Origin of the sequence: Pseudomonas ogarae, assembly GCF_014268695.2 — a bacterium.
Taxonomy (GTDB): domain Bacteria; phylum Pseudomonadota; class Gammaproteobacteria; order Pseudomonadales; family Pseudomonadaceae; genus Aquipseudomonas; species Aquipseudomonas kilonensis.
Window position 1 is genome coordinate 4431373 of record NZ_CP077086.1, and the last position, 14797, is coordinate 4446169.

14 protein-coding genes are annotated in these 14797 nt (G+C 59.0%); 11 read left to right on the plus strand and 3 right to left on the minus strand.

Features of this window, described 5'->3' with window-relative positions; genetic code table 11:
• Positions 1-24: 24 nt before the first annotated feature.
• Complete coding sequence (locus HU749_RS19300; RefSeq protein ID WP_186649766.1) at positions 25-810, minus strand: pyrroline-5-carboxylate reductase family protein; 786 nt, start codon at positions 808-810, stop codon at positions 25-27.
• Positions 800-1504: a TetR/AcrR family transcriptional regulator gene (locus tag HU749_RS19305; protein ID WP_046064927.1), complete on the minus strand. Its 705-nt coding sequence runs from the start codon at positions 1502-1504 to the stop codon at positions 800-802. The genes HU749_RS19300 and HU749_RS19305 overlap by 11 nt, the downstream gene beginning before the upstream one ends.
• 456 nt (positions 1505-1960) lie before the next feature.
• On the opposite strand from HU749_RS19305, the gene choW reads away from it, so the two are divergent.
• The 6 genes from choW to HU749_RS19335 all read left to right on the plus strand — a co-directional run bounded on the left by choW (position 1961) and on the right by HU749_RS19335 (position 8542).
• Positions 1961-2809 (plus strand): choline ABC transporter permease subunit, encoded by an 849-nt coding sequence (choW, locus tag HU749_RS19310; protein ID WP_079302297.1) that lies wholly within the window; start codon positions 1961-1963, stop codon positions 2807-2809.
• Positions 2806-4029 carry a choline ABC transporter ATP-binding protein gene (gene choV, locus HU749_RS19315; protein WP_046064925.1) on the plus strand — a complete coding sequence of 408 codons (1224 nt, stop codon included), beginning with the start codon at positions 2806-2808 and terminating at the stop codon, positions 4027-4029. The genes choW and choV overlap by 4 nt, the downstream gene beginning before the upstream one ends.
• A 30-nt stretch (positions 4030-4059) precedes the next feature.
• A complete protein-coding gene (locus tag HU749_RS19320; RefSeq protein ID WP_046064924.1) occupies positions 4060-4998 on the plus strand; it encodes a LysR substrate-binding domain-containing protein in 939 nt (312 codons plus the stop codon).
• 139 nt (positions 4999-5137) lie between these two features.
• Positions 5138-6394, plus strand: coding sequence for an aromatic ring-hydroxylating oxygenase subunit alpha (locus tag HU749_RS19325; protein WP_095962322.1), 1257 nt, complete (start codon positions 5138-5140; stop codon positions 6392-6394).
• Between the two features lie 9 nt (positions 6395-6403).
• Positions 6404-7540, plus strand: a complete 1137-nt coding sequence (locus HU749_RS19330) for an FAD-binding oxidoreductase (RefSeq protein ID WP_079302299.1) — start codon at positions 6404-6406, stop codon at positions 7538-7540.
• Positions 7541-7627: 87 nt separating this feature from the next.
• Complete coding sequence (locus tag HU749_RS19335) at positions 7628-8542, plus strand: LysR substrate-binding domain-containing protein (protein WP_079302300.1); 915 nt, start codon at positions 7628-7630, stop codon at positions 8540-8542.
• 13 nt (positions 8543-8555) lie between these two features.
• On the opposite strand, the gene HU749_RS19340 is transcribed toward HU749_RS19335, so the two are convergent.
• The gene (locus HU749_RS19340; RefSeq protein WP_041475851.1) at positions 8556-8996 is read right to left on the minus strand and encodes a hotdog fold domain-containing protein; all 441 of its coding nucleotides are present in this window, start codon (positions 8994-8996) and stop codon (positions 8556-8558) included.
• Positions 8997-9159: 163 nt separating this feature from the next.
• On the opposite strand from HU749_RS19340, the gene HU749_RS19345 reads away from it, so the two are divergent.
• The 5 genes from HU749_RS19345 (at position 9160) to HU749_RS19365 (ending at position 14795) form a co-directional block, all read left to right on the plus strand.
• Positions 9160-9780 carry a TetR/AcrR family transcriptional regulator gene (locus HU749_RS19345; RefSeq protein ID WP_046064919.1) on the plus strand — a complete coding sequence of 207 codons (621 nt, stop codon included), beginning with the start codon at positions 9160-9162 and terminating at the stop codon, positions 9778-9780.
• Between the two features lie 144 nt (positions 9781-9924).
• On the plus strand, positions 9925-10917 hold the full coding sequence (locus HU749_RS19350) for a SphA family protein (RefSeq protein WP_186649764.1): 993 nt from the start codon (positions 9925-9927) through the stop codon (positions 10915-10917).
• Positions 10918-10972: 55 nt separating this feature from the next.
• Positions 10973-12154 carry an MFS transporter gene (locus tag HU749_RS19355; protein WP_186649762.1) on the plus strand — a complete coding sequence of 394 codons (1182 nt, stop codon included), beginning with the start codon at positions 10973-10975 and terminating at the stop codon, positions 12152-12154.
• A 35-nt stretch (positions 12155-12189) separates the two neighbouring features.
• Complete coding sequence (locus HU749_RS19360; RefSeq protein ID WP_186649760.1) at positions 12190-13638, plus strand: carotenoid oxygenase family protein; 1449 nt, start codon at positions 12190-12192, stop codon at positions 13636-13638.
• A 305-nt stretch (positions 13639-13943) separates the two neighbouring features.
• A complete protein-coding gene (locus HU749_RS19365) occupies positions 13944-14795 on the plus strand; it encodes a fumarylacetoacetate hydrolase family protein (RefSeq protein WP_079302304.1) in 852 nt (283 codons plus the stop codon).
• Positions 14796-14797: the final 2 nt, after the last annotated feature.

Below are 14797 nucleotides of genomic sequence, written 5' to 3' on the forward strand. Positions count from 1 at the left end.
AGTTACCCGACCCCGATCGTTTTATCAGGTTTGAAGCCCCTCGCGGGCCACCGCGGCACCTGCCTGCAACGCCCTTCCAATCTGCTCTTCGAAATGCCCCTGGGTCATCGCCTGCAAAGCGGCGGCTGTTACGCCCCGGTAGGCCACCAAGGCGTCGATCATCTGCTGGGCATCACGGCTCGCCAGTAGTTGGCTGCTGTTGACCACGACATTTTTCGCGGCAAGCTGCGCGATATCACCAGGTATACCGGCCAGCATCGCCTGATTGGCCAGCGCCGTCATCAACAAGGCCGGAAAGGCCGGGCCGGTGCCTGAGAGTGCAGAGAGGTAATCGATGAAGTCCTCTGCCTGGACTTCAGCAGCGGTGCCCACACATTCAAACAAGCGCTGCACCAGGGTTCTCGTCGTCGCCTCTACCCCGCCCGAACAATACCAGGGCGTAAAGGACTGCTCGATTTCCACCGCCGCATTGGGCATCGCCCGTACGACTGCCGACGACATGGTCTGTGTAGCAATTGCCTGTGCCGTGATGCCGGCCATCAAGGAGATCACGGTTTTGCCCGTCGCATTGATGTTCAAGCTGCTGAACTGCTCGGGGCGAACCGCGATGATCACGACGTCGCTGCGATCGACCAGGTCCTGGTTGTCCGTAACCAGGCTGGCACCTTGTTGGACCAGCGGGTGGTTTCCCGAACGATTGGAAATGATCAGGTTTCCCGACCGCACCAGTCCCTTCGCCAAGACCGCCTTGGCAATCGCGCCGCCCAGCCAGCCGGTTCCGCCAATGATCCCCACAGTCTCATTGATCATCGCTGTTGCCTTCGAACGTGTCCGTCAAGGGGACAAAGACACCAGGTTCTTTTTCGGCATAGCCGAACTTCCCATAGAAACGATCCAGCTCACGCTGCTTGGGGACTTTTCCGGTGAAGATGCTCACGTAATGAGGAATGCGCTGGAAGCGCACGGTAATCAGCTCACTCGTATTCATGGTGATATAGCCGATCTGCGTCAGATAAATCGTTCGGGCCCGGGTATCAGCTCCCTGGCTGTCATAACCAAAGCGCTTGAACATGTTCGCCAGGGCGTTCATTCGCTGCTCGTCTACCGCAGCGACCTCTTGGGCCACTTCAGCGGACTGCAGCGCCCAGCTGCGCACGGCAAACTCGAACTGCGAGTCGAACAATTGCGGGTTGAGCCAGCACTCGAACACATTCAGGATCGCCTCGGAGATGCTTTCGGCATAGCTTTCACATTGCCGGATCAAGCCCCCCGTATTCGTCTCTCGCCAACGCGACAGCAACGCCGCCAGCAGTTGCTCGCGATCCTCGAAGAACCAGTAGAAGCTGGTGCGTGACAAGCCCAGGCGCTTGGCCAGCGGCATGACCCGAACCGCATCGATGCCCGATTCCTTCAGGGCCTCGTAGGCCGCTTCCAGCCAACCCTCCGGCGAGCCCCGCCAGCCTGCGTCCTGAGCCTTGCCGCGTGCCTTCCCTACCTGGGGCATTTTTTCTTACCTTCTTTAAAATAATGCGTAACGCGAATGTACTCGGATGACCGTCGAATGTACACCTGAGTACATTTGATTGACTTTTTCGCCCGAGAAGTGGTGAATAATTAATGATAAAAACTCATGAGACACTGACATAAAATGGTTTGTCAGCAAAAAGCACCTGGATAACTATCTCCCACAGGCAACGGACTCCAAACCAAAACAACAACGAGCCGCCAACATGAATCTTGCAGTGCACACCTCTGAAAGACCTTCGACACCCGGCCAAAGAATGCAGGGGCGACTGGCTTTGATACACGCGTCTTCCGTTACTCATCCCCTGCCCAAACTTCGATAACTGCTCACGCGACGCCTCGCGCAGTCGTTTTGTGTTGCCTGGAACCTGGCACACGGAGCTGCGCCCGGGCGGTTGCTGGCGTGCTGTTTCTTTCCATCAGCCGGATTAGTGATATGTGGATTACACAAGAGAAACTTCCACTGGGCGAATACATCGCCCGGTATGTCGAATGGTTGACTCAACATGGCGCAGGTATTTTCGACGCCATATCGTTGTCCTTGTCTGGCGTCATTACCGCATTGACCAGCGCGCTCCTTTGGTTCAACCCCTTGGTGTTGATCGCTGTATTTGTCCTGCTTGCCTATTACATCCAACGCAAGGTGAGCCTCACCCTCTTCGTGGCCCTCTCGTTCCTGCTGATATTCAATCTCGGCTACTGGCAGGAGACCATGGAGACCCTCGCCCAAGTGACCTTCGCCACACTCGTCTGCGTGGTCATCGGCGTACCGCTGGGCATCGTCGCGGCACATCGCCCCTGGTTCTATGCAGGCTTGCGACCAGTCCTCGACCTGATGCAGACCGTGCCCACCTTCGTCTATCTGATTCCTACCCTGACGCTCTTCGGCCTGGGTGTGGTCCCAGGCCTGATATCCACCGTGGTATTCGCCATCGCCGCCCCTATTCGCCTGACCTACCTGGGCATCTGTGACGTGCCCGAAGAGTTGATGGATGCCGGCAAGGCCTTTGGCTGTTCGCGCCGCCAGTTGTTGGCGCGCATCGAATTGCCCCACGCCATGCCCAGCATCGCCGCCGGCATCACCCAGTGCATCATGCTGTCGCTTTCCATGGTGGTGATCGCCGCCCTCGTCGGTGCCGACGGGCTTGGCAAGCCGGTGGTCAATGCGCTGAACACCGCCGATATCGCGATGGGTTTTGAAGCGGGCCTGGCGATCGTGCTGCTGGCGATCACGCTCGACCGCATCTGCAAGCAACGTGAAACCCTGAAAAGAGGTGACGCATGAGCATCATCCGTTTTGAAGACGTTGACGTCATTTTCTCTACCCGTCCGAAACCCGCCCTGGATCTACTCGACCACGGTTTTTCCCGTCCGGAGATTCTTCAGAAAACCGGTTTGATCGTCGGCGTGGAAAAAGCCAACCTGGAGATCAACAAAGGCGAGATCTGCGTACTGATGGGCCTGTCCGGCTCCGGTAAATCCAGCCTGCTGCGCTGCATCAACGGCCTGAACACCGTCAGCCGCGGCAAGCTGTTCGTCGAACACGAAGGCCGGCAGATCGACATCGCCTCCTGCCCCCCCGCTGAACTGAAGATGATGCGCACCCAGCGCATCGCCATGGTGTTCCAGAAGTTCGCCCTGATGCCTTGGCTGACGGTGCGCGAGAACATCAGCTTCGGTCTGGAAATGCAGGGCCGTCCTGAGAAAGAACGGCGCAAGCTGGTGGATGAAAAACTCGAACTGGTGGGCCTGACTCAATGGCGTAACAAGAAGCCCGACGAGTTGTCCGGCGGCATGCAGCAACGGGTCGGCCTGGCCCGCGCCCTGGCGATGGACGCCGACATCCTGCTGATGGACGAACCCTTCTCCGCCCTCGACCCGCTGATCCGCCAGGGTCTGCAAGATGAGTTGCTCGATCTGCAGCGCAAATTGCACAAGACCATCGTCTTCGTCAGCCATGACCTGGACGAAGCCCTGAAGCTGGGCACGCGCATCGCCATCATGAAAGACGGCAAGATCATCCAGTACAGCAAGCCCGAAGAGATCGTGCTGAACCCGGCCGACGACTACGTGCGTAACTTCGTCGCCCACACCAACCCGTTGAATGTGCTGTGTGCGAAAAGCTTGATGACCCCGCTGGACCAGTGCGTTTTTGCCCGCGACGAATACTGCCTGGATACAGCTCAGAACCTGTGGATGGTGGTGAACCCGCAGCGTCATTTGGCCAGCGCTCGAAAAGGCGCCACAACCGCACATGTCCAATCATGGAATCCGATCGAGAAAATCGAGACCTTGGCTCGACAGCCCACTTGCGTGCCGTCGACGACCACCATGCGCGACGCCCTGCAGATTCGCTACGAAACGGGCCATCCACTGATCGTGCAGGACGAGGCCGGTACAGTCCTGGGCATATTGGGCGACGGTGAACTGTATCGGGCACTGCTGGGGCACAACCTGTCACAGCCCGCACCTTCTGAACCTGCAAGAGAATCTTCGGTGGCTTGATTCACCAGGCAACGACGTCGGAACACACCTATGCAACCCAGCGATATCGATAAAAAGGTCAAGGGCTATCGGCGGTTGATACCGTCGATGACGGCGTTGCTGGAATTCGAAGCCGTGGCGCGGCTGGCCAGTTTCACCCTGGCCGCCCAAGAACTGGGCGTGACCCAGGCGGCCGTCAGCAAGCAAATCCGGTTGTTGGAAGATACGCTGGGGACCAAGCTGTTCCATCGACTTCATCGGGCGATCAAGTTGACTCACGAAGGCTATGTCCTGCATCTGGTCGTCGCCGAGTCCATTCATCGCATGGCCAGTGTCTTCGACAAAATTGCCGAAGGCATTGGCGAACAGGAGATCACCATCGCCTGCACGGAGGCGTTTTCTCACTTGAGAATACTCCCCAGATTGATCGCTCTGCGCACCCTGCAACCGAAGTTGAAATTGCGCCTGATGACGCAGCAGGTCTCGCCAAGTTCTTATCGGGATGACGTCGACCTGGCCATCCGTTTCGGTAATGGAAAATGGGAGGATGGCAGTTCGGTTTTCCTGTTCGATGAAGAAGTGTTTCCCGTTTGCTCGCCGGCCTGGCTCGCCGCCAACCCGGCACCTTCAGCCATTACCGATTTTCTGGACACGGCGCTGATTGACTCCGATTCCACCCTTGAAGGCTGGATGACCTGGAACCGTTGGTGCCGGGAACTGGGCGATATGCGCCCCAAGCTCAATTATTCATTTCGCTGCAGTTCCTACAACGATGCGATCCAGGCGGCCATTCAAGGCCACGGCATTGCACTGGGATGGAGTCGGCTGATCGCGCACCGCCTCAACAGTGGCGAACTGATCAGAATCACGCCCTACGTGGTCAAGCCAAAAGACGCTTATTACCTGGTAATTCCAAGCGGTCGAAAACTTGAGCCCATGACCCAGGCACTGGTCGATTGGTTGCGCGATGACATCCATATAACTAATTGATAATTAACGATTTAAACTCAATATTCACGCATAACGCAAAGTTATGCGAGCGTGAAAATAAAGCGCGTTGACGGTCTTATTGCACCTTTCCAAACTGTACTTGCCGCCTGATCAACTTTGAGTTTGAGCGAGACCCATAATGACTATTAATGCCGTGAAGACCCATCGTGAACTCCTGGCCGACCGTACGCCCGGCCATGGCATGCCAGGCGGTTTGTTTGGTCGCCAGGATATTTTTGAAACCGACGTCGATGTCTTCTTCACCAAACATTGGATTCTGGTGGGTGTCACCAGCGACGTCCCCGAACCCGGCGATGTTTCCACCCTTGATATCGGCAAGTCATCCATCCTCCTGGTGCGCGACGATGACGAGCATGTGCAGGCGTTTCGCAATGTCTGCCGTCACCGCGGGGCTCGTTTGAAACAGGCCGGCAAGTCGACGGTGGGCATGCTGGTCTGCCCTTACCACCAGTGGAGCTACGACCTGGACGGCAGCCTGAAACATGCGGCACACATGGGCAAGGACTTCGACCCTAAATGCAAAAGCCTGATCCCTGTTCACACCCGGGTCATCGGCACCCATGTCTTCGTCTGCCTGGGCGACGAACCACCAGAAGACATCCTGTACCTTGACCAGGTCATGACGCCGCGTTTCGCCCAATACGATATTGCCCACTCAAAGATCGCCTACGAATCGGAAATCATCGAGAACGGCAATTGGAAACTGGTGATCGAGAATAACCGCGAGTGTTATCACTGCGCCGCCACCCACCCGGAATTGACCGCGTCTTTCCTGCCCGAAGATTTCGGTTTCTGCACCGATGGGCTGGGCGAGGATTCACTTCAGGCATTGGCCGAATATCACCGCCGCAATGCCGACACCAAGGCCAACTGGGAGCGCGAAGGCTATATCTGCGATGCCGTCGAACACCTGGGTGAAGACGCCGTGACCCAATTCCGCTCGCAGCGACTGGCCATTGCCGGCAATGGCGAATCCCAGACCCTGGACACTCGCGTGGCGTGCACCAGGCTGTTTGGCGACCTCACCCGTCGCGACTTGGGCGACGTGCATCTTTGGACGCACAACTCCTGGACCCATGTCATGAGCGATCACGCCGTGGTCTCCTACATCATCCCGCTGGCGCCCGATAAAACCCTGGTGCGCACCAAATGGCTGGTTCACGCCGATGCCGTCGAAGGCGTTGACTACCAGGTGGATAAGCTGACCGAAGTCTGGGCGGCGACCAACCTGCAGGACGCCAACCTCGTCGGCATCACCCACAGCGGCACCCAGGATCCGGCCTACACGCCCGGGCCGTTCTCGGCCTTTACCGAAACCTATGTCGACCAGTTCTCTCGCTGGTACGCGGCGCGTCTGGCCGCCCACGGCGTGTGAGGAATGCACATGACGACTTACGAAAACCTGATGCGCCCTGCCAGCCCCCATGCAGTCCAACGGTTTACCGACCCGACAACCTGGAGCACGTTCGGCTCGCAGTGGCACAGCGGTGAACAAAAAACCCTGCAGTGCTGCGCCGTGCGCCAGGAAACCCATGACGTAAAAACCTTCATTTTTCGTTGTGAGGACTTCAGCGCATTGAGTTTCGAACCCGGTCAATTCATCACGATCTCACCGGTCATTGGCGGGCAGACCCTCTTCCGTTGCTACACCCTGTCGTCCTCCCCGACCCGGCCCTTTGCGTTTTCCATTACCGTCAAGCGCGTACCTGGGGGAGCAGTGTCGAACTGGCTGCATGACAACCTCAAGCCGGGAGACAACCTCAAGGCTTCCGGCCCCGCGGGCAGCTTTACACCGGTCGGCCATCCTGCGACCAAGTTGTTGTACCTGTCGGCCGGCTCGGGTGTGACGCCCTTGATGTCGATGACCCGGGCCGCCTGCGACATGGCCGGCAATCTCGACATCGTTTTCGTGCACAGCGCGCGTACCCCCACAGATATCATCTTCCACGCAGAATTGACGCGCATGCAGGCCGCCATGCCGGGACTGCGGGTCATCAGTGTGTGCGAAGGTCTCGGCGACACCGCTCAATGGCAGCAACCGATAGGCCGGCTCGATTTGCCGTTGCTGAGCCAGCAAGTGCCGGACTACAAGGAACGGGAAATCTTTACCTGTGGTCCCCAGGGCTACATGGAAGCGGTCAAGTCGCTGCTCAGGGAAGCGGCGTTCGATTTCGCCCACTATCATCAGGAAAGCTTCGACATCACCGCGCTGAACGAGGAACCGTTGCTCGAGCAAACCCCTTCCCTCGATCAGCAGGAGGTGTTCACGGTAACCTTGTCGCGCTCGGGGAAGACGTTCAGCATGCCGGGCAATCAGACCGTGCTGAGCGCCGCAAAAAAGGCCGGGGCAATCGTGCCCTCCTCCTGCAGCCAGGGCGTTTGCGGCACCTGCAAGACCGCCCTGCTACAGGGTACGGTCGAGATGAATCACAACGGCGGTATCCGGCAACGGGAAATCGACAAAGGCCTGCGTTTGCTGTGCTGCAGCAAGCCCACTTCTGACCTGGTCCTGGATCTTTAGCCTTGCATCGCGAATAAGGTAGTCACTGCACACTGGCTTCTGCACAATCTCCGTGCGCTTACCCTAATAAGACAGTGGCCCAGCCTGATGAAACTGCAACCCTTGCCGCCCCTCAACAGCCTGGTGGCATTCGAGGCCGCCGCCCGCCACTTGAGCTTCACCGTGGCGGCACGCGAACTGAACGTCACCCAAGGCGCCATCAGCCGCCAGATACGCTTGCTCGAAGATTATTTGGGCACGGCGCTGTTCACCCGCACGACGCGGGAAATCAACCTCACTGTCTCGGGCAGCCAGTATTACGAGAGCATCCGCGATACGTTGCAGCAAATCGCCCAGGCCACCGCGGGAATGCGCCATTGGCAAGGCGCGCAGCAGGTCACTGTCGTCACCAGTACGGCGATGGCGTCATTGTGGCTGCTGCCGCTTGTATCGGAGTTCCAGCGCCAGAATGAAGAGATTGACCTGCGCATTATCGCGACGGATCAAGTCAGCGACTTTTCCCGGCTGGACTGTGACCTGGCGCTGTATTACTGCAGCACGCCACCAAAAAACATGAAAGTCACGCCGTTGTTCAACGAAGAGATTTTCCCGGTATGCAGCCCTGCCTATCTGACGCAGCATCCAGGGATCGAGACGCTGGAGCAACTGGGTGGATGCACCTGGTTATGGCTTGAAGACCAGCACCGCGACTGGATTGGCTGGAAGGAATGGTTCCAACGCCTTGGCTACCAGGCGCCAGAACCTCGGCGGCGCATCAACATCAACAGCTACTCCATGTTGATCCAGTCGGCGCTGGCGGGCCAAGGGATCGCCCTGGCCTGGTCGGGCCTGCTCAGCAATCACTTGCAAACCGGCAACCTGGTGCGGCCGACACAAGCCATCCTGCGTACCGACGCGCAGTTCTGCCTGCTGGAACCTCAAGGTCGGGCCCAGAACAGACAAAGCGTCAACCGCTTCCGCCAGTGGCTGATGGCGCATCTGGCGGAGACGGGCGACGCTTGATGGGCCAGGCGATCTAGCCGACTTTCACATTCATGGTGATGCGCGCCGTGAAGACCTTCACCCCAGCCTCGTCGAAGATCTCGACCGGGACAATCTTGTCGCCCGAAGTCTGCCAGTCGATGTCACTACCGTCGGCAATCGCATGGATGGAGGTCTTGGCCTTGGCCAAGTACTCGACGGTCATGCCTTTGGGAATCCAGCGCGCGCCGCTGGGGATGGACACCTCGGTCATCATGCCGCCCGCCAGTTCTGCCGCGTTGCACAACGCGATCGCGTGAACGGACGCCAGGTGATTGGTGATCTCCTTGCGAAACGGCACCTTCACTTCACCGCGACCGGGGGTCAACACAGAAATTTCCGGGTTGATGGTGCCGAAATACGGTGCCATCTGGCAGGCCATATTGCTGAAAGCGGACGGGCCAACGCTTTGGTACATGCTGAGAGTCTGGCTCATGGGGGATCTCTGGTCAGGTGGATTGAAGTCACGAACAGAACATCATTCCATTACAGAATATTGCTCTGTTACAGAACAATATTCTGTAAATGTCCACCCTGTCAATCGCTCGTGCCTAGCCGTCGTTTCAATTACCATGGCCCCTTTTTGCCTGGGCCGAAAAATGGAACCTGTCGATCTCCTCGAGCGTTGCTACCCAGGGCGCCGTGCCGAGTCCAAGCGGCACATCCTGCGATGTGCCCTGGCGTTGTTTAATCAACAGGGCATAGAAGCGACCACCATCGACATCATCCGGGCCGAAAGCCAGATGAGCGTGGGGGCCATCTATCACCATTTCGATAACAAGGAAGGCTTGGTCGCGGCGTTGTACATGACCGCCCTGGATGACCAGGCACGGCTCAGGGAGAGCTACCTCGGCGCTGTCACGTCAACCAGGGAATGGGTCCACGCCTTGGTGTTCAGCTATGTGGATTGGGTGGTCAGCCAGCCCGATTGGGCGCGATTCCAGTACCAGGCTCGCTTTGCGGTCGCACGCAGCAGCTTCAATGAGCGGCTCGCCGAAGCGAATTCCGCCAGGAACGCCGCGCTCAAGCAATGGTTCAGCGACCCTGCCCACCAGCAGGATTTGCAGGACCTGCCTTTTGAGCTGATCCCGTCATTGATCATCGGTTCGGCGGAGAGCTATTGCCGCGCCTGGCTCTCGGCCCGAGTCAAACGCAGCCCTGAGCTCTACCGGCAGCAACTGGCCGAGGCCGCCTGGCGCGCCGTTGGCGCTGGCGGCTGAGCAGTTCGCTCGCGTTTCTCCCGGTTCATGGCGCTCCCAGTCAACTCTGGCCGTTGCGCTCAAGCATCACCCACCACCGGGACTTAAAGTCGAAGTGCCAGGGGACATTCCCCCGCTCACAATTCCAAGAATAGAGCCACTTCAATGAGCCTGACCAAATCCCTGCCAGCGTGCCTGGCACTCAGCTTCGCGTCATTTGCCGCCCATGCAGCCGACGGCCCTCCTCCACCGTCCGTAAGCCAACCCAGCGGTATCAACCTGGGCGGCACCAGCTTTTACGACGGATTTGCGGGGCCGCCCGGGCTGACTCACCAGACCTACCTGAAATTCAGCACCGCCAGCAGCATCAGGACCAACGGCGGCAAGAAAAACGGCGCCTTCGATGACCCGAAGATCAACGTCATCACGATGATCAATCAACTGAGCTACTACTCCCCCGACACCTTCGCGGGAGGGGCACACCTGGGTTGGAGCCTGCTGGTCCCTGTCGTAACCCTGGACGGCGACTTCGGTGACAACGGTGCCAAGCTCAAGGACAACGCTACCGGCCTGGGCGATGTCACGGTCGGGCCACAGGTCCAGTTCGATCCAATCGTCGACGCCAGCGGCCGGCCGGTTTTCGTCCAGCGCATGGCCTTCGACACCATCCTGCCAACGGGCAAGTACGACAAAGACAAAGACCTGAACCCCGCCTCCAACCACTTCTCCCTGAACCCCTACTGGGCTGCGACCTGGATGCCAGCACCCCGTTGGGAAGTGAGCTGGAGACTGAACTATCTGTACAACTTCAAGAACGACGATCCGGCGAGCAGTTCGCAGCAGTTCTTTGAAGGGCAAGCGGTGCGCGACACCCAGTCAGGACAGTCGGCTTGGGCCAACTTCACCGCCTCGTACGAAGTGTTCCCGAAGGTCTCGGTGGGCATCAACGGCTACTACTTCCGGCAGATTTCCGATGACAAGGTCAACGGCAACACCCTGACCGACTCCCGGGAAAAGGTGCTGGGCTTTGGCCCGGGCCTGTTCTGGAAAATCACCGAAGACAAAGCCTTCTGGCTCAACACCTATAAAGAAACCGGTGTCGAGAATCGCTCCCGAGCGGATTACCAGGTGCAGGTTCGCTACGTTCACAAGTTCTGATTGACGTGTAGGCCGGCTCACGCATGAGCGGGCTCTTTACCTGAGGTGATGCTTCATGAACGCACTCGACTCCATCGACAGCAAAAAATCACTGGGGGCCATCTGCCTGATGATGGTCATTTCCCTGGGGACGCTACAGATCCAGCCGATCCTGGGCGGTGCCTTGATCGACCAGCTCGGCCTGCCGCTCAATGCAATCGGCGCGATCTTCGCCGCGGAACTCATGGCGATGGCCATCGCTTGCGGGGTCTGCGCCCTGTTCATGGCGAGCGTCGACCGGCGCCGCTTCGCCCTGGTGGCCTTGTTGATCCTGGCATTGGGTAACCTGGTCAGCACACAACTGCACAGCCAGGCCGGACTGGTCATTTCCAGGATGATCTGCGGCGCCAGCGGCGGCGCGGTCATGGCGGTGGTCTATGCCACCGCAGCGCTGCGCACGTCCAAGGATGCGACCTTCGCCATCATCAACATCGGCAACCTGCTGTGGGGCATGCTGCTGGTGACCTCCATGCCGCTGGTCCTTCAAGTATTTGGCGTGAATGGCGCGTTTTCCCTGTTGGCGATCACCAGCGTGCTCGCGGCGCTGGGTTGCTGGAGAGTGCCCAAGCGCTACCCGGACGCCCATCGCGCGGCCAATGGCTCGATCCAGCCATTCGGTCTCACCGCCATGCTGTTGATCCTGCTATTTGCCCTGCTGTTTTTCGGCCACTCCGCCCTGTGGGTGTACCAGGAACGCATCGGCAACAGCATCGGTCTGGAGCCCCAGCAGATTGGCGGCATCCTCGGCGGCAGCATCCTTGCCGGTGCCCTTGGCGCCGGGCTGGCCGGGTTGATCGGACGGCGCCTGGGCCTGCTGTTTCCGCAACTGTTGAGCTTCGGCACGGCATTGCTGGCGACCTTGATCATGGTCTATGGCACCAGCCCCGTTGCCTTTATCACCACGGCCTGCCTGATCCATATGGTCTGGTTTTTCAGCCTGCCCTACCTGCTTTCCATGGCGGCGGAACTGGACCCTTCCGGCCGACTGGCAGGCCTGGGTAACGCTGCGATTTTCATCGGCCAGGGACTCGGCCCGTTTGGCGCCGCACTGGTCGTGGGCGAGGGACACTTGCGCGCGGTCGGATGGCTGGCCGCCTCAGCCTATCTGCTAGCCTTGGTGATCTCGTGCCTGGTCGTTGCACGCTTTCGCCGCGGCGTGAAGCCTTCCGGGCCGGCGATGTCCCCGCAATCGGCCTGAACATGAACGAACCCGCACATTGACGAGATTGCCCGATGAGTATTCCATTCCCTCAAACCCCTGAATTTTCCGGCGTTCTCTACACGCCCAGCCGCGTGGAAGCAGAGGTGTTCGATCTTGAGATCGAAGGCATCCTGCCCGCTTCGATCTGTGGGACTTTTTATCAGGTGGCGCCAGACCCGCAGTACCCCCCCATGCTGGGTAACGACATTTTTTTCAACGGCGACGGCGTGGTCAGCCGCTTCAACTTTGCCAATGGCAAAGTCTCGATGCGACGCCGCTACGTGAAGACCGATCGCCTGCTGGCCCAGCGCCGTGAAGGGCGTTCGCTCAACGGCGTCTATCGAAACGTCTACACCAATGACCCCCTCGCGGCGAAAAACAACACCACCGCCAACACCACCGTTATCCCGCACAACGGCGTCCTGTTGGCGCTCAAGGAAGATGCCCTGCCTTGGGCGCTGGATCTTGAAACCCTGGAGACCCTCGGCGAATGGACCTTTGATGGGCAGATCAAAGCCGCGACGTTCACCGCCCACCCCAAGCTCGATCCGGTGACAGGCAACCTGCTGGCCTGCAGCTATGAGGCCAAAGGCGACGGCACGCCCGACCAGGCCTATTTCGAAATCTCGCCCGACGGAAAGCTGCTGCACGAGATCTGGTTCCAGGCCCCTTATGCGGCGATGGTGCATGATTTCGCGGTGACCGAACGGTACGTGGTGTTCCCGTTGATTCCGTTGACGGTGGACGTCGAGCGCATGAAAAACGGCGGGCCGCATTTCCAGTGGCAACCCGACCTGCCCCAGCTGTTCGCCATCGTGCCGCGCAACGGGTGTGGGCAAGATGTGCGTTGGTTCAAGGGGCCCAAGGACGGTTTCCAGGGGCATACGCTCAATGCGTTCGATGAGGACGGCAAGGTGTATGTGGACATGCCGGTCACCGGCGGGAACATCTTCTACTTCTTCCCCCAGGCCGACGGCTACGTACCACCGCCTGAAACCCTGGCCGCCAGCCTGATGCGCTGGACCTTCGACCTCAATGGCGCGCAGGAGGACGTTCAACCGCAGCCACTGACGGAATATCCCTGCGAGTTTCCACGGTGTGATGATCGCTACATCGGTCGAAAGTACCAGCATGGTTTCCTGCTCGCCTTTGATCCTGAGCGTCCTTACAACCCGGCGAATGGGCCGATACCCTTCCAGTTTTTCAACCTGCTGGCGCACCTGGACCTGCAGACAGGCCGCACCGACGCCTGGTTTCCCGGCGACAGCGGCTGCTTCCAGGAGCCCATCTTCATACCGCGCTCTGCTGATGCCGAGGAAGCCGATGGCTATGTAGTTGCCCTGCTCAACCTCATTGCCGAAGGGCGCAGTGAACTGGTCGTGCTGGACACCCGTGACATGGCCAGCGGTCCCATTGCCCGGATCAGGATCCCCTTCCGGATGCGCATGTCGCTGCATGGCTGCTGGGCACCGAGCGATTGATTGGCATCGGGCCCTGATGCCCGTCAATTAAGCACAGTCCCTGTGGGAGCGAGCTTGCTCGCGATGGCGGCGGTTCAGTTACATGAGTATTGAACTGGCTGGCCTCATCGCGAGCAAGCTCGCTCCCACAGGTTTAGAGCCCTTTCCGCACCTCCCCTTGCTCCCCAGGTCCGCCAAAGGGACAGCCTCGGCAAAAAATACATAAATTCCATATTTTAGGATTTTTGTATAAATCCTACTTTACAGGATTTTATAGCAAGACTAGATTAACCCTCATTGCACCCTCCCTCTTCCCAGGAGCCTCCATGAAACTCGCAAGCTTTATTGTCCAAGGCCGTAGCAGCTACGGTGTGGTCGAAGGTGATCAAATCATCGACCTGGAATCGCTCAAGCCAACCCTTGGCAGCGATCTCAAACAGGCCATCGGCCACAACCGCCTGAACGAAATGAGCGCTGCGCGTCTGGCAAGCCTGCCGCGTATCCCCTTGGCTGAGGTGACGTTCCTGCCGGTGATTCCGAACCCGGGCAAAGTGCTGTGCATCGGCATCAACTACGCCACCCACGTGCGCGAAACCGGTCGGGAAATGCCGACCTATCCGATGATCTTCACCCGCTTCGCCGACAGCCAGACCGCCCACCTGCAACCCATCGTTCGCCCAACGGCGTCCCACAAGCTTGATTTCGAGGGCGAGCTGGCGGTGGTGATCGGTAAAGCGGCCCGCCACGTCAAACACGCCGACGCGCTGGACTACGTCGCCGGTTATGCCTGCTACAACGACGGCAGTGTCCGCGACTGGCAGAAGCACACCATTCAGTTCGTCCCCGGCAAGAACTTCCCGAACACCGGCGGTTTCGGCCCCTGGCTGGTGACCGGCGACGAGATCGGCGACCCGCAGGACCTGGAGTTGACCACCCGCCTGAATGGCGAAGTGATGCAGCACACCCGCACCAGCGACATGATTTTCGATGTGCGCCAGCTGATCGAGTACTGCTCCACCTTCACCGAACTGGCCCCCGGTGACGTGATTGTCACCGGCACCACTGGCGGCGTCGGCGCGTTCCGCGAGCCACCGGTGTGGATGAAACCAGGCGACGAAGTTGAGATCGAGATCGCTCGAATCGGCACCCTGCGCAACAGCATCGTGGACGAGCAATAAGC

What these genes read in the sequence shown, in the direction of transcription:
- HU749_RS19300 (WP_186649766.1), bottom strand. Translation starts at nt 810, where the DNA reads ATGATCAATGAGACTGTGGGGATCATTGGCGGAACCGGCTGGCTGGGC.
- HU749_RS19305 (WP_046064927.1), bottom strand. Translation starts at nt 1,504, where the DNA reads ATGCCCCAGGTAGGGAAGGCACGCGGCAAGGCTCAGGACGCAGGCTGG.
- choW (WP_079302297.1), top strand. Translation starts at nt 1,961, where the DNA reads ATGTGGATTACACAAGAGAAACTTCCACTGGGCGAATACATCGCCCGG.
- choV (WP_046064925.1), top strand. Translation starts at nt 2,806, where the DNA reads ATGAGCATCATCCGTTTTGAAGACGTTGACGTCATTTTCTCTACCCGT.
- HU749_RS19320 (WP_046064924.1), top strand. Translation starts at nt 4,060, where the DNA reads ATGCAACCCAGCGATATCGATAAAAAGGTCAAGGGCTATCGGCGGTTG.
- HU749_RS19325 (WP_095962322.1), top strand. Translation starts at nt 5,138, where the DNA reads ATGACTATTAATGCCGTGAAGACCCATCGTGAACTCCTGGCCGACCGT.
- HU749_RS19330 (WP_079302299.1), top strand. Translation starts at nt 6,404, where the DNA reads ATGACGACTTACGAAAACCTGATGCGCCCTGCCAGCCCCCATGCAGTC.
- HU749_RS19335 (WP_079302300.1), top strand. Translation starts at nt 7,628, where the DNA reads ATGAAACTGCAACCCTTGCCGCCCCTCAACAGCCTGGTGGCATTCGAG.
- HU749_RS19340 (WP_041475851.1), bottom strand. Translation starts at nt 8,996, where the DNA reads ATGAGCCAGACTCTCAGCATGTACCAAAGCGTTGGCCCGTCCGCTTTC.
- HU749_RS19345 (WP_046064919.1), top strand. Translation starts at nt 9,160, where the DNA reads ATGGAACCTGTCGATCTCCTCGAGCGTTGCTACCCAGGGCGCCGTGCC.
- HU749_RS19350 (WP_186649764.1), top strand. Translation starts at nt 9,925, where the DNA reads ATGAGCCTGACCAAATCCCTGCCAGCGTGCCTGGCACTCAGCTTCGCG.
- HU749_RS19355 (WP_186649762.1), top strand. Translation starts at nt 10,973, where the DNA reads ATGAACGCACTCGACTCCATCGACAGCAAAAAATCACTGGGGGCCATC.
- HU749_RS19360 (WP_186649760.1), top strand. Translation starts at nt 12,190, where the DNA reads ATGAGTATTCCATTCCCTCAAACCCCTGAATTTTCCGGCGTTCTCTAC.
- HU749_RS19365 (WP_079302304.1), top strand. Translation starts at nt 13,944, where the DNA reads ATGAAACTCGCAAGCTTTATTGTCCAAGGCCGTAGCAGCTACGGTGTG.